Raw genomic sequence first — 19195 nt, forward strand, 5'->3', positions numbered from 1 at the left:
GCTTCCCCGTTCAGGACGAGGGCCGGCCGCGGCCGGCGAGGAAGGTCAGCAGCAGCTGCCGCTGGAGCTCGAACATCTCGCGCTCCTCGTCCGGCTCGGCGTGGTCGTAGCCGAGCAGGTGCAGGATGCCGTGCGTCGTGAGGAGCAGCAGCTCCTCCTCGGTCGCGTGGCCGGCCTCCTTGGCCTGCCGGGCCGCGACGCTCGGGCACAGCACGATGTCGCCGAGGACGCCCTCCTCGGGCTCCTCGCCCTCGCGGCCGGGACGCAGCTCGTCCATCGGGAAGCTCATGACGTCGGTCGGTCCCGGCAGGTCCATCCACTGCACGTGCAGGACCTCCATGGCCGGTTCGTCGACCAGCCGGAGGCACAGGTCCGCGCCCGGGTGGACCCGCATCTGGGTCATGACGTACTTGCTCAGCGCCACCAGCTCGAGCTCGTCGAGCTGGTAGTCGGTCTCATTGAGGACGTCGACGCTCATGCTGCCCTCGCCCTCCCTGCTCGCGGCCACCCCGGGCCTGCTGGCCGCGGCTCTGCTGCGCGTCGTCCCAGCGGCCGTACGCGTCGACGATGGCGCCGACGAGCCGGTGCCGGACGACGTCCTGCGGCGTGAGGATGGAGAAGTGGATGTCCTCGACGTCGGCCAGGATGTCGCGGACCACGCGCAGGCCGGACCGCGTGCCGTCGGGCAGGTCGACCTGGGTGACGTCACCCGTGACGACCATCTTGGAGCCGAAGCCGAGGCGCGTGAGGAACATCTTCATCTGCTCGGGCGAGGTGTTCTGCGCCTCGTCGAGGATGATGAACGCGTCGTTGAGGGTGTTGTGCGTCAGCAGGAAGTCCTCGGTGACGTACAGGCTGTCCGGCGCCGCGACCGAGATGCACATCGTCTCAGCCTCGCCGGCCGGCTCGATCGACTCGATGTACCGCTGGGGCCGCCCACCACCCATGGCGTCGTATGCCGCGCGCTTTCGCTCGAGGCCGAAGGGCACGAAGCCCTCCGGGAGACGGATGTCCACGACGTGGGCGTCGCTGTTGTGGGTGACGGGACGCCCGTTGGCGAAGCCGGGCTCGCGTCCCTCCGCGGGGCGGGTTCGGGCATACGCCACACCGCCCAGGGAGCGCACGAGGAAGACCACGTCGTCGCGCAGCTGCGGGGACGTCGTCGAGTACTGGATGCGGCAGGTGCGACCTCGCTGGGTCACCGGGCCGCCGTCGGTGTCGAGGAGGCCCTGGAGGACGGCGAAGCGAACCCACGCGGCGTTGAACTTGTAGACATCCGGAACGAACTTGAGGCCGGACGTCGCGCCCGCGAGGCCGAGGTCGCGGATGACCGTGGTCACCGGGTTCGCGACGCGCAGACCGCCGCGGCCGACTGCGGGGTGGCGCAGGACGTAGTCGTAGCCGGCCTTGTGGGTGACCTCGATGCCCATCGACGAGAGCTTCCGCTGCAGGGACTCGGCGAGCTGCGGGTCAGCAGTGCAGAAGGACGGCGTGGTCGACGTGGTCGTGCACCCGTCACCGAGCAGCAGACCGAGCGCGTACGGGTGCATCGGCACCTCGTGCCCGACGAACTCGACGGGGTCGACGAGCGGCAGCTCGTACCGGTGGGCGTGGAAGGACCGGAGGGACCCGACCATGTCCTGGGTCTGCAGCGTGCGCCACTTCCCACGACGTCGGTCGTCGCGAGTCCGGACCGTCCACAGGTGCTCACCGCACGCCAGGGTGGAGGCACCGTCCTGGGCGGTCACGCGGTACACGGGCTTGCGGCCCTGCGGGTACACCCCCAGGACCGGGGTCGGCAGGCCGTCGGAGCCGACCACGAGGTCGCCGACCTGCAGGTCGCCGAACCGTGCCCACCCCTGCGGCGTCAGCACCCGGGTGTCGACCGGCTGCGCGCGGCCGCGCATGTACGCCAGGGGCGCGACCTCGATCGTGCCGGCCGCCATGAGCCGCGGGATCGACTCCGGGTCGATCATGTCGTGCAGCGCGTCGTAGAGCGGGCGCAGGTACGGGTCGATCTTGTCGTTGAGCGTGCCGGGCAGGAACCCGAGCCGCTCGCCCGCCTCGACCGCGGGCCGGGTCAGGATGATCCGGTTGACCTGCTTGGCCTGCAGTGCCTGGACGGCCTTGGCCATGGCCAGGTACGTCTTGCCGGTGCCGGCGGGGCCGATGCCGAAGACGACGGTGTGCTCGTCGATCGCGTCGACGTAGTGCTTCTGGTTCAGCGTCTTGGGGCGGATGGTGCGGCCACGGTTGCTGACGATGTTCATGGTGAGCACGTCGGCCGGGCGCTCGACGGTCTGTGCCCGGAGCATCTGGATCGAGCGCTCGACGGCGTCGCGGTTGAGCGGCTGGCCGCCCTCGATGACGGCGAGCAGCTCGTCGACCGTGCGCTCGGCCAGCGCCACTTCGGCGCTGGGCCCGGACAGGTGGAACTCGTTGCCCCGCACGTGGATCTGCAGCTGCGGGAAGGCCCGCTCCATGGTGCGCAGCAGCTCGTCGCGCGGACCGAGGAGGGTCACCATCTGCACCTGCGGCGGGATCACGACGGTGTGCGTGGGCACTGGGCGGGCCTCGTCGGCGTCAGCGCCCAGTGAGGTCGAATGATCAGCGTCTGCCATGGTCCGCCCAGTCTACGGTGCGCCTCAGCCGGGCGGCCACGTCATTGCCCGGCCGCCGAGGACGTGCACGTGGGCGTGGAAGACGGTCTGGTGGGCCTCGGCCCCGGTGTTGAAGACACTGCGGTAGCCGCGCTCGGCCACCCCCTCCTGCTCGGCGACGGCGCGCACGGCCGCGAACAGCGGGGCCACCTCGTCCGGCGCCTGCACCGCCAGCGTGCCCACGTCCGGGACGTGACGACGCGGGATGACCAGCACGTGGGTCGGCGCCTGCGGCTCGAGGTCGCGGAAGGCCACCGTGTGCTCGTCCTCGCGCACCACGTCAGCGGGGATGTCACCCGAGAGGACCCTGCAGAAGATGCAGTCGGCGTCGGCCATGTCCAGAGACTAGCCAGCGCCTGGCGCAGGCTGCGCGCCGGGACCGCTCGTGGGGGGCGCCGGGAAACCGGCGCAGGTCGGTCGACCGGCGCGTCAACCTCGGGGTCGACCAACGCGTCGAAGGGGCGTGGGACCGTTGGGCGTGGCCGTGCGCGACCGGAGCGACGAAGGGCACCCGGGCGCCGACGAGGGCGTGCGGGAGCTGTATGCCGCCCACTGGGCCGGCCTCGTCCGGCTGGCGTGGCTGCTCCTGCGCGACGACCTCGCCGCGGAGGAAGTGGTCCAGGAGGCCTTCATCGCGGTCCACCGGCGCTGGGACTCGCTGCGCGACCCGGAGAAGGCCACGGCATACCTGCGCCGGTCGGTCGTCAACGGCGCGCGGTCGAGCCTTCGGCACCGGGGCGTCGAGGAGCGGCACCTCGCCCGCGAGCGCGCCGACGCCGGGACACCCGGCCGGCGCGCCGAGGCGAGCGCCGAGGACCGGGCGCTCGGGTCGGAGGCGAGGCGGTCCATGGTCCGAGCGCTGGGCAGCCTGCCGCAGCGCCAGAGAGAGGTGCTGACGATGCGCTACTACCTCGACCTCAGCGAGGCGGAGATCGCCGACGCCCTCGGCATCTCCGCCGGCTCGGTCAAGGCCCACGCCCACCGCGGGCTCGCCGGCCTGCGCGACCGGATGGGAGAGGTGTCGTGACCGACCACCCGACGCCTGACGCCCGCTTCGACCCCCGCCTCGAGCCCGGGGAGCTCCGCAGGCTCGAGGACCAGCTCCGCACCGAACTCGCAGAGGAGACCCGCAGTGTCCGACCACCAGACCGCCTCGAGGCGATCCTGCACCAGGCCCGAGAGGCAGGGCCGGTGAGCGCCCGCGCCGGTTCCGGCCCGCGCCGCTGGCTCGTGCCCGTCGCCGCCGCGGCGGCCGTCGCCCTCATCGCGGGCGGTGTGTGGTGGGCCGGCCAGGACCGTTCCACGCGCACGGCAGCGCCTGCCACGACCGGGCCCACCACCTCGCAGGTCGCGCCTGCGCCGACCGGCAGCGGCCCGTCCACGCCGTCGGCCGTCACCTCGGGGAGCGCGATCCTCACGGCCGGCCCCGGACCGACCACCCTGCCGGTCTACTTCGTCGGCCCGCAGGGCGGCGACAGGACCGCGTACGGCCTGTACCGCGAGTTCCTGCCCGGCCCGGTGACCACCGGGGACGCGGCGGCGCGGGCCAAGGCCGCCCTCGGGCTCGCCCTGCGCCCGCCCACCTCCACCACGCCTGACGGTGGCTACCTCGCGCCGTGGGCAGGGCAGAGCATCCGCGCGGTCACGGTCTCGCCGAAGCTGATCACCGTCGACCTCGCCACGCCGGGCGCCTCGGGCGCGGACACGACGGCCGACGTGCGACGGCTGGCGGTCCAGGAGCTCGTCTGGACGGCGCAGGCGGCGGTGCAGAAGGGCAACGTCCCGGTCCGCTTCACGGTCCAGGGCAAGGACGCCAAGCTGTTCGGGGCGATCGCGACGGCGGGCCGCACCTTCACCCGGCCGTCGGCGGACCGCCTGTACGAGGACCTGGCTGCCATCTGGGTGACCTCACCCCGCCCGGACCAGCTCGTGTCCGCGACGCAGCCGGTCACGGTGACCGGCCAGGCCATCGTGTTCGAGGCGACCGTGAGCTGGGAGCTCGACCGCGACGGCACGAAGGTCAGGAGCGGGCACACCATGGCCTCGGCCGGTGCGCCCCAACAGGGCTCCTACTCGATCCAGCTCGGCACGCTGCCCGCGGGGAGCTACTCGATCCGCGTCTTCGAGGTCAGCCAGGCGGACGGCCAGGGGATCACCGCCCAGCGGACCGTGCCCTTCACCGTCGGCTGACTCCCCCGGCTGGACCCACGGCGGGATCCCGGTCGGCGGGCCCTGCCCTCAGCGCCAGCGTCCGGCCGCGCTCAGCACCGCGAGCGCGGCCGGACCGGCGCTGGAGGACCGCAGCACGGTGTCGCCCAACCTGACGGCCACCGCGCCGGCCGCCTCGAGGGCAGCCACCTCCTCAGGGGTGATGCCACCCTCGGGCCCCACCACGACGACCACGTCGCCCTCGGTCGGGAGCGTCCGGCTCGCCAGGCTCGTGGTGGCGTCCTCGTGCAGGACGTATGCCGCCGCGGCGCCGGCCACGCGGTCGGCGAGCGCTTTCGTCGTGGCCAGCTCGGCGACGACGGGCACCCGCGCCCGGCGGGACTGCTTGGCCGCTGCGACGACCGTCGCGACCCACTTGCCGCGGGCCTTCTCCCCGCGCTCCCCGCGCCACTGCACGATGCACCGGGCCGCCTGCCAGGGGACCACCTCGTCGACCCCGCACTCGGTCGCCGCCTCGACCGCCTGGTCGTCCCGGTCGCCCTTGGCCAGGGCTTGCACCAGCACGAACCGCGGCCGGGGCTCGGCCACCTCCTCGACCTCCAGCACCCGCAGGTCGAGCTCGGCGCGGCCGGCTCCCGCAACCTCGCAGACCAGACGTCTCCCCGCACCGTCGGCGAGCAGCACGCGCTCGCCCGCGGCGATGCGGCGCACCGTGGCCGCGTGCCGGCCCTCGGGACCGTCGAGCACCACGGCGGAGCCGGGCGCGGCGGAGGCCACGAGGGCCGGGTCGACGAGGAAGAGCGGCAGGGTCATGGCCGGGTGGGGGCTCAGCGGCCCTTGAACGCCTCGCGCAGCTTGCCGAACAGGCCCTGGTTGGCGGGTGCGAGCCGGCCCTCGGGGCGCTCCTCCCCACGCAGGACCGCGAGCTGGCGCAGGAGCTCCTCCTGCTGCTCGTCGAGGCGGGTCGGGGTCATGACGTTGGCGTGGACGATCAGGTCGCCACGGCCGCCGCCGCGCAGGTGCGTCACGCCGAGACCGCGCAGCGTGACCGCGTCACCGGCCTGGGTGCCCGGCTTGACCTCGAGCTCCTGGGAGCCGTCGAAGGTGTCGAGCTTCAGGGTCGTGCCGAGCGCGGCTGCCGTCATCGGCAGCTCGACCGTGGCGTGCAGGTCGTCGCCGCGACGCTGGAAGGTCGCGTGCGGCCGCACGGACACCTCGACGTACAGGTCTCCGGCGGGGCCGCCGCCCTGGCCGACCTCGCCCTCGCCCGTGAGCTGGATGCGGGTGCCGGTGTCGACGCCCGCCGGGACCTTGATGGTCAGCGTGCGGCGGGTGCGGACGCGGCCGTCGCCGGAGCACTCGAAGCAGGGGCTGACGAGCACCTCGCCGTAGCCCTGGCAGGTCATGCAGGGACGGCTGGTCATGACCTGGCCGAGGAAGGACCGCTGCACCTGCTGGATCTCCCCGCGACCGCCGCAGACGTCACAGGTCCGGCGCGAGGTGCCCGGCTGGGCGCCGTCGCCGTGGCAGGTGGAGCAGACGACGGCCGTCTCGACCGTGAGCTCCTTCTCGGCACCGAAGACGGCATCGGCCATGTCGATGTCGAGGCGGATCAGCGCGTCCTGGCCGCGGCGCTGGCGCGAGCGCGGGCCGCGCTGGGCGGTGCCGGCACCGGCGCCGAAGAACGCGTCCATGATGTCGCTGAACGAGAAGCCATGGCCGAAGCCCGCGGCCCCGGCGGCGTACGGGTCGGCGCCCATGTCGTACGAGCGGCGCTTCTCCGGGTCGGAGAGCACGTCGTAGGCCTGGGACACCTTCTTGAACTGCTCCTCCGCCTCCGGGCTCGGGTTCACGTCCGGGTGCAGGGTGCGGGCCTTCTTGCGGTAGGCCCGCTTGATGTCCTCGGCGGTGGCGTCCCGCGAGACGCCGAGGTCCTGGTAGTAGTCGTTCACGAAGATCCTTGTCAGTGGTGCATCGACACGGTCGGGGAGCCGGCGGCGGTGACGGCCCTGCGGGAGGTGGACCCGGCGCTCACTGCGCGAGGATCCGGGAGACGTAGGTGGCGACCGCCCGGACCGAGGCCATGGTGGTCGGGTAGTCCATCCGGGTCGGGCCGAGGACACCGAGCCCGGCGACGAGGTCGGCCCCGGTGCCGTACTCGGTCGAGACGACCGAGGTCGACTGCAGCCCGGCGAACGGGTTCTCGTGGCCGATCCGCACGGAGACGGCGTCGGAGGTCTCGCGCGCGGTCCCGAGCAGCTTGAGCAGGATGACGTGCTGCTCGAGCGCCTCGAGGACCGGCCCGATGGTGAGCGGGAAGTCGGTGCCGACGCGGGCGAGGTTGGCCGTGCCGGCGAGGACGACCCGCTCCTCGCGCTCCTCGACCAGGGCGTCCTCCAGCGACTGGACGACGGCACGCACGAGGTCGCGGTCGGCGGGTTCGAACTCCTCCGGCAGCGACGACAGCGCTGCGGACGCGTCGACGAGGCGCTCCCCGACGGCCCGGGCGTTGACCTTGGCGCGCACCAGCCCGAGGGTGGCCTCTCCCTCGGTCGTCGTGAGGTCGGCGGTGGTCTCGATGACCCGCTGCTCGACCCGGCCGGTGTTGACGATGAGCACGACCATCAGCCGCTGGCCGCCCATCGGCACGAACTCGATGTGCCGCACCGAGGACCGGGTCAGCGACGGGTACTGCATGACGGCGACCTGGCGGGTCAGCTGCGCGAGCAGCCGGACCGTGCGGTCGACGACGTCGTCGAGGTCGACGGCACCCTCGAGGAAGTGGGCGATGGCGGCGCGCTCCGCCGCGGACATGGGCTTCACCGAGCTGAGCCGGTCGACGAACAGGCGGTACCCCGCGTCGGTGGGGACCCGCCCGGCGCTGGTATGCGGGGCCGCGATCAGCCCCTCCTCCTCGAGCACGGCCATGTCGTTGCGGACCGTCGCCGCTGACACCCCGAGGTGGTGGCGCTCGAGCAGCGCCTTGGACCCGACCGGCTCGGACGTCTCGACGTAGTCCTGGACGATGGCGCGCAGCACGGCGAGGCGTCGTTCTTCGCTCATGGCGCTCCTCCGTTCGGCTGGCACTTCGACCGCGGGCGGGGCCGTCCGTGGCAGCTCCCCACGTTGGCACTCACACCCTCGGAGTGCCAAGTCTATGTCGTTCGGCGCGTCCCGGCCGCATCGACCGGCGCGTCCGCGTGGACGGCCGGCGCACCCGGCATACCCTTCCCCGGTGCCCGACCGCTATGGCTCCGACGTGCTCTCCACCGACTGGCGCAAGCCCCCTCGCGGGCGCGCGACGGAGGTGGAGGCCGAGACCGGCCTGGTCGTCGAGGACGTCGAGACCGGCTGGTGCGGCGCGGTCGTCCGGGTCGAGAAGGCGGGCGGCATGCGGGTCGTCCACCTCGAGGACCGGCGGGGCCGCACCAAGGGCTTTCCGCTCGGCCCCGGCTTCCTGCTCGACGGCGCCCCGGTCGTCCTGACTCCCCCGACAGCAGCGGCGCGGGCCCAGCTCGCCGCGGCGAAGGAGGCCTCGTCTCGCACCGCCTCGGGGTCGCGCGCCGTCGAGGGCGTGCGCGCCAAGGTGGCGAGCGGGTCCCGGATCTTCGTCGAGGGCCGGCACGACGCGGAGCTCGTCGAGAAGGTCTGGGGCGAGGACCTGCGCATCGAGGGCGTCGTCGTCGAGATGCTCGACGGCGTCGACGACCTGTCCGCCGCCATCCGGGACTTCTCCCCCGGCGCCGGACGCCGGATGGGCGTCCTCGTCGACCACCTCGTGCCCGGCACCAAGGAGCACCGGGTCGTGGAGGAGGCCCGCCGCCTGCAGCCGTATGCCGCGCACGTGCGGATCCTCGGGCACCCGTACGTCGACGTGTGGCAGAGCGTGCGACCCGAGCGGCTCGGGCTCGACGCCTGGCCGGTCATCCCCCGCGGGACCTCCTGGAAGCACGGAATCTGCGCCCATCTCGGCTGGGCCCATGACAGCCAGGCCGACATCGCCCGGGCGTGGAAGCAGATCCTGGGCACGGTCCGCACGTACGCCGACCTCGAGCCGACCCTGCTGGCCAGCGTCGAGGAGCTCATCGACTTCGTGACCGAGCCCGGTCACTGACGCCGCGGCGGCCACCGCTCAGGGTCGGCCCTGACGCTGCCCTGAGCGCACCCCGAAACCGGGACGATCCGTGGTCCCCATGCGCTTGACTGGGTGAAGGCACCATCCACGGAGGAGAAATGACCCAACAACCGCAGTACCAGCCGCAGCCCGCGCAGCCGATGTCGCAGCAGGAGGAGAGGACCTGGGCCACCCTGACCCACGTCATCTCCGGCGTGGCCATGGTCGTCAGCGCCGGCACCCTGGGCTTCGTCGCCAGCCTGATCATCTACCTCGTCTACCGCGACCGCGGCCCGTTCGTCCGGGCCCACGCGGCCAACGCCGTGAACGTGCAGCTGACCGCCCTGATCGGCCTCATCGTCTCGGGCGTCCTGATGGTCGTGCTCGTCGGCTTCGTCCTCTACCCGATTGTCGTGGTCGCAGCGGTGGTCCTCCACGCGATCGCCGCCATGCGGGCCAACGCCGGGGAGTGGTACGACCCGCCGTTCACCATCCGCTTCGTCAAGTGAGCCGGCTCGGGCGGTTGCCCGAGCACTAACGCAGGCCGAGGAGCCGTCGCACGACGGTGTCGGCCAGCAGGCGGCCCTGCCTCGTCAGCACCACGCGCTGGCGGCGCAGGGCCGCTGCCGCGTCCACCAGCCCGTCGGCGATGAGTCCGGCCACCGCGGTGCGCCCCTCGTCGCGCAGGTCCGCGAGCGGCAGCCCGTCGACCAGCCGCACCCCGAGCAGGACCCGCTCGTCGTACCGCTGCTCGGCGGTCAGGGTCTCCCGGCCGTGGGCCGGGCTGACCCCGTCCGCGACCCGGCCGGCATACGCGGTCGGGTGCTTGACGTTCCACCAGCGCACGCCGCCGACGTGGCTGTGCGCGCCGGGGCCGACGCCCCACCAGTTGCCGTCGTCCCAGTAGCCCTCGTTGTGGCGGCAGCGCGCGGCCGGGCGGCTCGCCCAGTTGCTCACCTCGTACCAGTCGTAGCCGGCGGCCGAGAGCACCTCGTCGGCGAGCTCGTACTTCACGGCCTCGTCGTCGTCCTCGGGCGCGGCGACCTCACCGCGCCGCACCTGGGCGGCGAGCCGGGTGCCGTCCTCGACGACGAGGGCGTAGGCCGACACGTGGTCCGGCTGCAGCGCGACGACGGCGTCCAGGCTCGTGCGCCAGTCCGCCAGGCTCTCCCCCGGCGTCCCGTAGATCAGGTCCAGGCTGACCTGCAGCCCCGCCGCGCGGGCCGCGTCGACCGCGCGGGCGACGTTCGCCGGGTCGTGGGTGCGGTCGAGGGTGCGCAGGACGTGCGGCACGGCCGACTGCATCCCGAGCGAGACGCGGGTGAAGCCGGCGTCGGCGAGGACGCCGAGCGACTCGGGTGTCACCGAGTCCGGGTTGGCCTCGGTCGTCACCTCCGCGTCGTCGGCGAGCCCCCACTGCTCCCGTATGCCGTGCAGCATCCGGGCGAGGTCCGTGGCGGCCAGCATCGTGGGCGTGCCGCCGCCGACGAAGACGGTCCCGACCTCGGGGACGGCCGGTCCGAGCACCTCGCCCGCGAGCGCCAGCTCCTTGAGGGCGGCGTCGGCGAACGTGGAGACGCCGGCGCCGTCCGTGCCGAGCTCGAGCAGCGTGTAGGTGTTGAAGTCGCAGTAGCCGCAGCGGACCCGGCAGAACGGGACGTGCAGGTAGACCCCGAAGGGCCGCTCCGCGAGGGTCGCGAGCGAGGCCTCCGGCAGCCGCCCGTCGGGCGGCGCGGGGTCGCCGTCGGGCAGGGCGCTGGGCATGGGCACCATTGTCTCAGGGCTTCCGGGGCCGCTCGGCCGCGGCCGCCGGGCAGGCCGTCGTCCCACCCGTCACAGCGCGTCCGGCGTGTCCCGGCGACACGCCGGACGCCGTCGAAAAAGGGCCTCCCACCTGCGGGAAAGCCCTTGTGGAGCCGCGGTCCGGCGACTAGAAATGGTGGCACGCCCCCACCTCGGTGGGAGCGCCGACCCGGACCTCGGTCCGAGTCGTAGAGGGCCTCGGAAACTCATACTTTCCGAGGCCCTCACCTTGTGCCCCGGGAAACCCTCGGGGGCAGGTCCCGCGTAGGTTCGGCGAGTGCGTTTCCTCACCGACGCCGATGTGGCGGCCCTGCTCCCGACACCGCTCGAGACCGTCGCCCTGGCCCGCGACGCCCTGGTTGCCCGCGCGTCCGGTGACGTGGAGGTCCCGCCGAAGCCGGCCGTCCACACGGTCCCCGGCAGCTTCGCCAACGCGATGCCTGCCGCGTGGCCCGCGCGGAACCTGCTGGGGTGCAAGTGGATCACCATCTTCCCCGACAACCCTGCCGCCGGGCTCCCGACCGCCGACGGCCTCGTGGTGGTCAACGACGGCGGCACCGGGCGCACCCGATGCGTCCTGCAGGCCGGGGTGCTCACCGCCGCCCGCACAGCCGCGGTCTCCGGGGCGTGCATCCAGGCGCTCGCACCGGACGGCGCCGCGGTGGCCATCACCGGTGCCGGGGTCCAGGCGCGCTCGCACCTGCGCGTCCTGGCAGCCCTGGGCCACACCGACGTGCGGGTCTACGCCCGGCGCGAGGCGGCGCGGCGGGACCTGCAGGACTGGGCCGCCCGCGAGGTGCCCGAGGTGAGCCTGCGCTCCACCGACGACCCGGCCGAGGCGGTGCGTGGTGCGGCCGTCGTGGTGACCGCCCTCAGCATCGGGGTGGTGGGGGCCCACCTGGACCCGTCGTGGGTGTCCCCGGACGCGCTGCTGCTGCCGCTGGACTACGCGACCTCCGTCGGCCCCGGCCTGGCGACGGGTGCCGTGCTGGCCGCCGACGACGTCGAGCAGTTCGAGGCCGTCCGGGCGACCGGGCGGCTCGGGGACTACCCGTCACCCTCCGGCTGGACCGGCGACCTGCTCGAGCACGACCGTCCCGCGGGCCGGGTCGTCTGCCAGAACCTGGGCAACGGCCTGAGCGACCTCGTCGTCGCGGCTGCCGTCGCCGACGCGGCCGAGTCGTCGGGTGCCGGCCACCTGCTCGACACCGACGGCACCTAGAGTCGGTCGGGTGAGCACCTCCGGCTGGATCGACCTCGACGGCGTCGTCAACATGCGCGACGTCGGCGGACTCCCCACGACCGACGGCGCCACGGTCGCCAGTGGGAGGCTCCTGCGCTCGGACAACCTGCAGGACCTCACCGACGCCGACGTCCGGCACCTCGTCGAGCAGGTGGGCGTCACCGACATCGTCGACCTGCGCAGCGACATCGAGGTGCGGATCGAGGGGCCGGGCCCGCTGCAGGTGCGCGAGCTCGCCACCCACCACCGGCACTCGCTCTTCCGCGACGACGAGATGGAGGTCAGCGCCGAGGACGCCCTGGTCCTGCCGTGGTCGAAGTCCGCCGGCACCGAGCGCCCGAAGCCGCCGCGGCGCGACGACGACTACTGGGCGAGCCACTACCTGGGCTACCTCGCCGACCGCCCGGACTCCGTCCTCGGCGCGCTGCAGGTCGTGGCCGAGAGCCGTGGAGCGACGATCGTGCACTGCGCCGCGGGCAAGGACCGCACCGGGACAGTGGTCGGCCTCGCGCTCTCGGTGGCCGGGGTCGCGGACGAGGACGTCGTCGCCGACTACGTCGCCACCGGTGAGCGGATCGAGGCGATCGTGGCGCGCCTCATGGCGCGGCCGGCATACGAGGAGGTGCTCCGGGACCAGCCGATGAGCCACCACCTGCCGCGGCCGGAGACCATGCAGCGCATCCTCGCGGTGCTCGCCGAGCGCCACGGCGGCGCAGCCGGCTGGCTGCTCGAGAACGGCTGGAGCGAGGACCAGGTCGCCCAGCTCCGCGGGCGCCTGCGCGACTGAGCCTCAGGTGGCGGCGCCGGCCGCCTTGGCGGCCCTGTCGGGCCTGTCGGTCACCCAGAGGCGGATGACGCCCTCGACCACGGTCGTGCCGTCGGACCGGACGCCGCGCACCCGGACCGGCACGTCGGTGTCGCCACCGCGCTCCCAGTCGGCCGGGTCGGTCTCGGCGACGCAGGTGATGTCGGACGTCGCCTTGGCGGTGTAGGCCACGTCCATCCCCTTGGGGATCCAGCGCCGCGTGGGCGGGATGCTCGCCTCGGCCAGCGCCCCCATCGCCGCCTCGAGGCCGTTGCAGATGGCGATGACGTGCACGGTGCCCAGGTGGTTCTGCACCCGCCGGCGCTTGCGGACGGTCAGCACGGCGCGGTTCGGCTCGAGGCTCACGAACCGCGGCCGTGCCGAGCGGAAGTAGGGCGCCGCCTGCTCGAAGACGAGCGAGAACAGCCGGTTCCCCTGGGGGTATGCCGCGAGCCGTCGGTAGAGCGCGTACGTGTCGACCATGCCGGCGATGCTACCGGCCGGTAACCCCTACTTCTTGGACTTCTCCGTGTCGCTCGACAGGGCTGCGATGAAGGCCTCCGGCGGGACCTCGACGGTGCCGATGCTCTTCATCCGCTTCTTGCCGGCCTTCTGCTTCTCGAGCAGCTTGCGCTTGCGGCTGATGTCACCGCCGTAGCACTTGGCCAGCACGTCCTTGCGGATGGCGCGGATGTTCTCGCGGGCGATGATGCGGGCGCCGATGGCCGCCTGGATCGGCACCTCGAACTGCTGGCGCGGGATGAGGTCCTTGAGCTTGCTGGCCATCATGACGCCGTACGCGTAGGCCTTGTCCTTGTGGACGATCGCCGAGAACGCGTCGACGGTCTCGCCCTGCAGCAGGATGTCGACCTTGACCAGGTCGGCCTCCTGCTCGCCGTCGGGCTCGTAGTCGAGCGAGGCGTAGCCGCGCGTGCGCGACTTCAGCTGGTCGAAGAAGTCGAAGACGATCTCGGCCAGCGGCAGGGTGTAGCGCATCTCGACGCGGTCCTCGGACAGGTAGTCCATGCCGCGCAGGCTCCCCCGCTTCTGCTGGCAGAGCTCCATGATGGCGCCGATGAACTCGCTCGGGGCGAGGATCGTGGCCCGGACCACCGGTTCGGTCACCGAGGCGACCTTGCCGTAGGGGAACTCGCTCGGGTTGGTGACGACGATCTCCTTGCCGTCGTCCATCGTCACGTCGTAGACGACGTTCGGCAGCGTCGAGATCAGGTCGAGGTTGAACTCCCGCTCGAGCCGCTCGCGGACGATCTCGAGGTGCAGCATGCCGAGGAAGCCGATGCGGAAGCCGAAGCCCAGCGCCGCCGAGGTCTCCGGCTCGTAGACCAGCGCCGCGTCGTTGAGCTTGAGCTTGTCGAGGGCGTCGCGCAGGTCGGGGTAGTCGGACCCGTCGATCGGGTACAGCCCCGAGAACACCATCGGCTTGGGGTCGCGGTAACCACCGAGCGCGTCCTTGGCCGGCTTGGACTGGTTCGTCACCGTGTCGCCGACGCGGGACTGGCGCACGTCCTTCACGCCCGTGATGAGGTAGCCGACCTCGCCGACCCCGAGCCCCTTGGAGGGCACGGGCTCCGGGCTGATGACGCCGATCTCGAGCAGCTCGTGCGTCGCCCGCGTCGACATCATCTGGATGCGCTCGCGCGGGCTGAGGTGGCCGTCGATCACTCGCACGTAGGTGACGACGCCGCGGTAGGTGTCGTAGACCGAGTCGAAGATCATGGCCCGGGCCGGGGCGTCGGCCACGCCGACCGGGGCGGGCAGCTGCCGGACGATCTCGTCCAGGAGCGGCTCGACACCCACGCCGGTCTTGCCCGACACCTTCAGGCAGTCCTCGGGGTCGCACCCGATCAGCCCGGCCAGCTCGTCGGCATACTTCTCGGGCTGCGCCGCGGGCAGGTCGATCTTGTTGAGGACCGGGATGATCGTGAGGTCGTTCTCCATGGCGAGGTAGAGGTTCGCCAGGGTCTGCGCCTCGATGCCCTGCGCCGCGTCGACGAGCAGCACCGCGCCCTCGCACGCCGCCAGGGACCGCGACACCTCGTAGGTGAAGTCGACGTGCCCGGGGGTGTCGATCATGTTGAGCGCGTAGGTCGTGCCGTCGAGCTCCCACGGCATGCGGACGGCCTGCGACTTGATCGTGATCCCGCGCTCGCGCTCGATGTCCATGCGGTCGAGGTACTGGGCGCGCATGGCCCGCTCGTCGACGACGCCGGTCATCTGAAGCATCCGGTCGGCCAGCGTCGACTTGCCGTGGTCGATGTGGGCGATGATGCAGAAGTTCCGGATCAGCTCCGGCGGCGTCGCGGCAGGCTGCAGCGCGGTGCGGGCCAGGGGGGACACGGGTGCTTCGAACCTCACGAGGACGTCGGACGGACGGATCGGTCCATCCTCCCATGCGCCGCGGTGTGCCGGTGACGCCCCACCCGGGCCTGCCGTTCCCGACCACCTGCGCCCCGAGGTCTGGGACTTCGGGGTTCCACGCACCCCTGTAGGCCGAAGTCTGGGACTTCGGGGTTCCACCCACCCCCTGGCGCCGAGGTCTGGGACTTCGGCGCCCTCTGTCAGGCCGAGCGCGCCGCGGTCCGACGGTCGAGGGCGAGCGACCACAGGGCGATGCCCACGCCGAGGACGGCGAGCATCGCACCGACCCGCGAGGGCCACTCGTACCCCAGACCGGCCGCGAGCACGATCGACCCGAGCCAGGCGCCGAGCGCGTTGGCGATGTTGAGGGTCGAGTGGTTGAGCGCGGCCGCGAGCGCCTGGCCCTCGTGCGCGACGTCCATGAGGCGGGTCTGGAGCATGGGCACGAGCACGCTCGGCAGCAGGCCGAGCAGGAAGACCGCGACGAGCGCCAGCACCTGCGACGCCTGCACGGCCGGCCCGAAGAGGGCGAGCATGACGGCGATCGTGACCAGCGAGAGCGTGATCCCGCGGAGCAGCCCGAACCGCGACACCGGTCCGGACAGCATGGCGCCGGCGGTCATGCCGACCCCGTAGAGGGCCAGGATCACCGGCACGGTCGCGCTCGAGAAGCCACCGAGGTCGGTCATGGTCGGCGCGATGTAGGAGAACGTCGCGAACATGCCGCCGAAGCCCACGGTCCCGATGCCGAGCGCGAGCCACACCTGCGGCCGCTTGAGCGCCGACAGCTCCGAGCGCACGGACACCCCGCCGTCGGCCGGGCAGAACGGCACCCAGCGCCACACCGCCAGCACGGTGACGAGCGCGATCACGCTCACCGCGGCATACGGCCACTGCCACCCGTAGGCCTGGCCGAGGCGCGTCGTCAGCGGGACACCCACGATGTTCGCCACCGTGAGCCCCGCGATCATCATCGACACCGCCCACGTGCGGCGGTGCGTCGGGACGAGCGAGGCGGCGACGAGCGAGCCGACGCCGAAGTACGCGCCGTGCGGCAGGCCGGAGAGGAAGCGGGCGACCATGAGCAGGCCGTAGCTGCCCGCCAGCGCCGAGAGGCCGTTGGCGACGGCGAAGGCCAGCATCAGCCACAGCAGCAGGGTCTTGCGCGGCAGCTTCGACCCCAGGGTCGCCAGCACCGGCGCGCCGACGACGACGCCGGCGGCATACGCAGACACGACGTGACCGGCGGTCGGGATGTCGATGCCGACGCCGTCGGCGACCTGCGGCAGCAGTCCCATCGTCACGAACTCGGTGGTGCCGATGGCGAACCCGCCCACCGCCAGCGCCAGCAGGGCGAGCCGCATGTGCGCCGGCCGGACCTCGGGACCGACAGGGTCGACCTGGTCGACGACGGGCACGGCGGTCTGGGCGTCGGTCACGCGAGGTGCAACGGGACGGCTCGCGTGCGGCATTCCCCCACGGTCCACCTGTCCGCCCACCGGGCGTCCGCCCGTCCACCCACCGGGCGCCGGGGCGTCCACGGGATGCGGAGGAACCCGACATACGATCGGGGCGACCGCGCACAGATCGAGGGGACCATGGCCGAGCAGACCCAGTACGCACCGCCCGTCGGCCCGACCGGACCGATGGGCCCGATGTTCCCGCCCGGGTACCGCAAGGGCGTCCGCACGCACCTGCGCCACCCGCTCGAGAACCTCTGCCTCGTCCTGGTCCTGCTCGGGTCGGTGCTCGTGTGGTCGTTCGCGGGGTACGAGGTCGCGTCGGCGATCGTCGAGCGCCGCCAGCCCGACCCGTACGCCGTCTTCTTCCTCGCCGCACCCGTCATCGTCTACTTCGCGCGCGGGCAGCTCTACGCCCAGCTGCGCCTCAGCGGCGTCAAGATCAGCCCCACCCAGTACCCGCAGGCGCACCAGATGCTGGTCGAGGCCGCAGCCCACCACGGCCTGACCAAGCTGCCCGACGCCTACGTCGTCCTCGGCAACGGCATGATCAACGCAGCCGCGTCCGGGCACGGGTTCCGCAAGTTCATCTTCGTCTACAGCGACCTGTTCGAGATCGGTGGCGAGGCGCGCAACCCCGACGCGCTGCGGTTCATCATCGGACACGAGGTCGGCCACATCGCGGCGGGCCACACGAGCTACTGGCGGCTGCTGGGGATCAGCGGCGCGTCGTGGATCCCGTTCCTCGGCTCGACCCTGTCCCGCAGCCAGGAGTACACCGCCGACAACTTCGGATACGCGATGGTTCCCCAGGGCAGCGCCGCCGCGATGGCGACCCTCGCGGCGGGGAAGTACCTCAACCGCACAGTCGACGTGAACGCCCTGGCCGACCGCGCGACCACCGAGACCGGCTTCTTCGTGTGGTGGGTCAACGCGCTCGCGTCCCACCCGGTCCTGGTCTGGCGCTCGCACGCGCTGCGCGACCGCCGCCGCCCCGGTCGCCTCCTGTGGCGCCCCAAGGACCGCGGGTGACCGCGCCGGGACCGACGTCGACACAGGCGGCCGAGGGAACTTCCTGGTGGATCCGGATCTGGCGGCGACTGACCGGCGCCTACCCCGGGGACTTCGTGGGCGTACCGGAGATGACGTATGCACCCGCGCAGGATGGACGGCCCGATCCGGGCGAGGTGGTGTGGACATGGGTGCCCTTCCAGGAGGACCACCGCAAGGGGAAGGACCGTCCTGTCCTGCTCATCGGGCGCGACGGCAGGTGGCTGCTGGGACTGATGCTGACGACGCGGGCGCGGAGCAGCATCGAGGCCGAGCGTGGGTACACACGCCCGTGCTGGGTGGCCATCGGCAGCGGGCCGTGGGACCGGCAGGGGCGCCCGAGCGATGTCCGCGTCGACCGGGTCGTCCGAATCCATCCCCGCAGGGTCAGACGAGAGGGTGCCGCCCTGGATGCCGCGCGCTTCGCCGAGGTCGCGGAAGCAGTCCGCAGGCGTGGGGCGGCAGGTGGGACGCGGTGAACCTCTGCTCGGTGCCCCCGAGGACGGCATGACCGCGGACGTCGACTACCGGTTCACGTCGCGTCGGCCCGAGTTCGCCGACCTGCCCGAGGTCGTCCGGCTGCGCATCGCCGGTGTGGCCGGGGCCGAGGTGGCGCATGCGCACCCGGCCGTGACGAGCGGGTTCACCGGGGCGTATGCCGGGCTGCTCGAGCTGCGCGACGGTCGCCGGGTCTTCGCCAAGGCGGCCGACCCCCACCACCCCTTCGCGCACGCCGCCCTCCCCCGCGAGGCGGCCGTGCTGGCCCTGCTGGACGGGCGCGCCGGCGCGCCCCGTCTCCTCGGGACGGGAGCGGCCGACGTGTGGAACGTGAGCGTGCTCGAGGCCATCCACGGCCACCTACCTGGTATGCCGTGGACGCCCGCCGAGGCCGCGGCGGCGCACGAGGCCTGCGTCGAGTGGGCCGCTCTGCCCGCGGACCTCGTCGTGCAGCTCACGGACTCCACGGTCGCGGAGGAGGTCGGTGGGGACGAGGTGGCGCTGACCTGCCTCGACGACCTCGCGACGGGAGCACGGCCCTGGCCCGACGGCAGCCCCAGACTGAGCCCCCAGCAGGCGCACGAGGTCGCCGAGCTCGGCCGGAGCGCCGCCGGCGCCCTTGTCGGGGACTGCCTGGTGCACGGCGACCTGCGGCCCGACAACATGCTCATGACACCGGAGGGGCGTGCCCGGTTCGTCGACTGGAACTGGGTGGCCCGCGGGCCGGGCTGGTGCGACTTCGTCGGGCTGCTGCCCCTCATGGCACACCAGGGCCTGGACGCCGACCGCCTGGCGCTCGAGTCGCCGCTGCTGGCGGGCGTGCACCCCGACGCGGTGGACGCGTTCCTCGCCGTCATCATCGGCTTCATGGTCGAGCACGCGAGCCACCCCGACGTCGACAGCACGCAGTCGGCCGTCCGGGCGCACCAGGCCCAGATGGCACGGACCTTCCTGGCCTGGCTCGCCCACCGCCGGGGGTGGTGAGACCGGCTCCCCCAGCCGCTCTCGCGTAGC

18 protein-coding genes and 3 pseudogenes are annotated in these 19195 nt (G+C 72.8%); 9 read left to right on the plus strand and 12 right to left on the minus strand.

All coding sequences use genetic code 11. The features are described from left to right. Positions 1-10 precede the first annotated feature (10 nt). The 5 genes and pseudogenes from ybeY to J2X64_RS00345 all read right to left on the minus strand — a co-directional run bounded on the left by ybeY (position 11) and on the right by J2X64_RS00345 (position 2996). Positions 11-478: an rRNA maturation RNase YbeY gene (gene ybeY, locus J2X64_RS00325; protein WP_310147976.1), complete on the minus strand. Its 468-nt coding sequence runs from the start codon at positions 476-478 to the stop codon at positions 11-13. Then, positions 456-818: pseudogene (locus J2X64_RS00330) on the minus strand (PhoH family protein); the annotation flags it as partial. The pseudogene J2X64_RS00330 and the gene ybeY, both read right to left, overlap by 23 nt. Positions 819-1088: 270 nt before the next feature. Next, positions 1089-1907 (minus strand): annotated as a pseudogene (locus J2X64_RS00335) (LAGLIDADG family homing endonuclease); the annotation flags it as partial. After that, a pseudogene (locus J2X64_RS00340) lies at positions 1896-2621 on the minus strand (PhoH family protein); the annotation flags it as partial. The pseudogenes J2X64_RS00335 and J2X64_RS00340, both read right to left, overlap by 12 nt. A 24-nt stretch (positions 2622-2645) precedes the next feature. After that, positions 2646-2996 (minus strand): histidine triad nucleotide-binding protein, encoded by a 351-nt coding sequence (locus J2X64_RS00345; protein ID WP_310147979.1) that lies wholly within the window; start codon positions 2994-2996, stop codon positions 2646-2648. Between the two features lie 148 nt (positions 2997-3144). Here J2X64_RS00345 and J2X64_RS00350 point away from each other — a divergent pair, with 148 nt between their 5' ends. Continuing rightward, a complete protein-coding gene (locus J2X64_RS00350) occupies positions 3145-3687 on the plus strand; it encodes a SigE family RNA polymerase sigma factor (RefSeq protein ID WP_310147982.1) in 543 nt (180 codons plus the stop codon). After that, on the plus strand, positions 3684-4850 hold the full coding sequence (locus tag J2X64_RS00355; RefSeq protein ID WP_310147985.1) for a Gmad2 immunoglobulin-like domain-containing protein: 1167 nt from the start codon (positions 3684-3686) through the stop codon (positions 4848-4850). Before J2X64_RS00350 ends, J2X64_RS00355 begins: the two co-directional genes overlap by 4 nt. A gap of 48 nt (positions 4851-4898) precedes the next feature. Here J2X64_RS00355 and J2X64_RS00360 read toward each other — a convergent pair whose 3' ends face one another. The 3 genes from J2X64_RS00360 to hrcA all read right to left on the minus strand — a co-directional run bounded on the left by J2X64_RS00360 (position 4899) and on the right by hrcA (position 7892). Next, positions 4899-5642: a 16S rRNA (uracil(1498)-N(3))-methyltransferase gene (locus J2X64_RS00360; protein ID WP_310147988.1), complete on the minus strand. Its 744-nt coding sequence runs from the start codon at positions 5640-5642 to the stop codon at positions 4899-4901. A gap of 14 nt (positions 5643-5656) precedes the next feature. Beyond that, entirely contained in the window at positions 5657-6781 is a 1125-nt protein-coding gene (gene dnaJ, locus J2X64_RS00365) for a molecular chaperone DnaJ (RefSeq protein WP_310147990.1), read from the minus strand. Positions 6782-6860: 79 nt separating this feature from the next. Then, positions 6861-7892 (minus strand): heat-inducible transcriptional repressor HrcA, encoded by a 1032-nt coding sequence (gene hrcA, locus J2X64_RS00370; protein ID WP_310147993.1) that lies wholly within the window; start codon positions 7890-7892, stop codon positions 6861-6863. 172 nt (positions 7893-8064) lie between these two features. On the opposite strand from hrcA, the gene J2X64_RS00375 reads away from it, so the two are divergent. Further along, positions 8065-8943 carry a DUF3097 domain-containing protein gene (locus J2X64_RS00375; protein ID WP_310147996.1) on the plus strand — a complete coding sequence of 293 codons (879 nt, stop codon included), beginning with the start codon at positions 8065-8067 and terminating at the stop codon, positions 8941-8943. Between the two features lie 119 nt (positions 8944-9062). Beyond that, positions 9063-9452 (plus strand): DUF4870 domain-containing protein, encoded by a 390-nt coding sequence (locus J2X64_RS00380; RefSeq protein WP_310147999.1) that lies wholly within the window; start codon positions 9063-9065, stop codon positions 9450-9452. Positions 9453-9477: 25 nt separating this feature from the next. Here J2X64_RS00380 and hemW read toward each other — a convergent pair whose 3' ends face one another. After that, complete coding sequence (gene hemW, locus J2X64_RS00385; RefSeq protein WP_310148002.1) at positions 9478-10707, minus strand: radical SAM family heme chaperone HemW; 1230 nt, start codon at positions 10705-10707, stop codon at positions 9478-9480. Positions 10708-11023: 316 nt separating this feature from the next. On the opposite strand from hemW, the gene J2X64_RS00390 reads away from it, so the two are divergent. Together J2X64_RS00390 and J2X64_RS00395 are read left to right on the plus strand one after the other, a co-directional pair. After that, complete coding sequence (locus J2X64_RS00390; RefSeq protein ID WP_310148005.1) at positions 11024-11968, plus strand: ornithine cyclodeaminase family protein; 945 nt, start codon at positions 11024-11026, stop codon at positions 11966-11968. A 10-nt stretch (positions 11969-11978) separates the two neighbouring features. After that, positions 11979-12776: a tyrosine-protein phosphatase gene (locus J2X64_RS00395; protein ID WP_310148008.1), complete on the plus strand. Its 798-nt coding sequence runs from the start codon at positions 11979-11981 to the stop codon at positions 12774-12776. Positions 12777-12779: 3 nt separating this feature from the next. Here J2X64_RS00395 and J2X64_RS00400 read toward each other — a convergent pair whose 3' ends face one another. The 3 genes from J2X64_RS00400 to J2X64_RS00410 all read right to left on the minus strand — a co-directional run bounded on the left by J2X64_RS00400 (position 12780) and on the right by J2X64_RS00410 (position 16612). Further along, on the minus strand, positions 12780-13277 hold the full coding sequence (locus J2X64_RS00400) for a hotdog fold domain-containing protein (protein ID WP_310148013.1): 498 nt from the start codon (positions 13275-13277) through the stop codon (positions 12780-12782). Positions 13278-13304: 27 nt separating this feature from the next. Beyond that, positions 13305-15143 carry a translation elongation factor 4 gene (gene lepA, locus J2X64_RS00405; RefSeq protein ID WP_310153056.1) on the minus strand — a complete coding sequence of 613 codons (1839 nt, stop codon included), beginning with the start codon at positions 15141-15143 and terminating at the stop codon, positions 13305-13307. Positions 15144-15373: 230 nt separating this feature from the next. Beyond that, complete coding sequence (locus tag J2X64_RS00410; RefSeq protein ID WP_397443993.1) at positions 15374-16612, minus strand: MFS transporter; 1239 nt, start codon at positions 16610-16612, stop codon at positions 15374-15376. Between the two features lie 159 nt (positions 16613-16771). On the opposite strand from J2X64_RS00410, the gene J2X64_RS00415 reads away from it, so the two are divergent. From J2X64_RS00415 to J2X64_RS00425, 3 genes are all read left to right on the plus strand, one after another. Further along, positions 16772-17665, plus strand: coding sequence for a M48 family metallopeptidase (locus J2X64_RS00415; protein ID WP_310148016.1), 894 nt, complete (start codon positions 16772-16774; stop codon positions 17663-17665). A gap of 110 nt (positions 17666-17775) precedes the next feature. After that, entirely contained in the window at positions 17776-18162 is a 387-nt protein-coding gene (locus J2X64_RS00420) for a type II toxin-antitoxin system PemK/MazF family toxin (RefSeq protein WP_310153061.1), read from the plus strand. 28 nt (positions 18163-18190) lie between these two features. Further along, positions 18191-19165, plus strand: coding sequence for a phosphotransferase (locus tag J2X64_RS00425; RefSeq protein ID WP_310148018.1), 975 nt, complete (start codon positions 18191-18193; stop codon positions 19163-19165). The last annotated feature ends 30 nt before the right edge of the window (positions 19166-19195 follow it).

The organism is Phycicoccus sp. 3266 (genome assembly GCF_031456495.1).
GTDB lineage: Bacteria > Actinomycetota > Actinomycetes > Actinomycetales > Dermatophilaceae > Pedococcus.

What these genes read in the sequence shown, in the direction of transcription:
- J2X64_RS00360 (WP_310147988.1), bottom strand. Translation starts at nt 5,642, where the DNA reads ATGACCCTGCCGCTCTTCCTCGTCGACCCGGCCCTCGTGGCCTCCGCC.
- J2X64_RS00415 (WP_310148016.1), top strand. Translation starts at nt 16,772, where the DNA reads ATGGCCGAGCAGACCCAGTACGCACCGCCCGTCGGCCCGACCGGACCG.
- ybeY (WP_310147976.1), bottom strand. Translation starts at nt 478, where the DNA reads ATGAGCGTCGACGTCCTCAATGAGACCGACTACCAGCTCGACGAGCTC.
- J2X64_RS00425 (WP_310148018.1), top strand. Translation starts at nt 18,191, where the DNA reads ATGACCGCGGACGTCGACTACCGGTTCACGTCGCGTCGGCCCGAGTTC.
- hrcA (WP_310147993.1), bottom strand. Translation starts at nt 7,892, where the DNA reads ATGAGCGAAGAACGACGCCTCGCCGTGCTGCGCGCCATCGTCCAGGAC.
- J2X64_RS00420 (WP_310153061.1), top strand. Translation starts at nt 17,776, where the DNA reads ATGACGTATGCACCCGCGCAGGATGGACGGCCCGATCCGGGCGAGGTG.
- hemW (WP_310148002.1), bottom strand. Translation starts at nt 10,707, where the DNA reads ATGCCCAGCGCCCTGCCCGACGGCGACCCCGCGCCGCCCGACGGGCGG.
- J2X64_RS00380 (WP_310147999.1), top strand. Translation starts at nt 9,063, where the DNA reads ATGACCCAACAACCGCAGTACCAGCCGCAGCCCGCGCAGCCGATGTCG.
- J2X64_RS00345 (WP_310147979.1), bottom strand. Translation starts at nt 2,996, where the DNA reads ATGGCCGACGCCGACTGCATCTTCTGCAGGGTCCTCTCGGGTGACATC.
- J2X64_RS00400 (WP_310148013.1), bottom strand. Translation starts at nt 13,277, where the DNA reads ATGGTCGACACGTACGCGCTCTACCGACGGCTCGCGGCATACCCCCAG.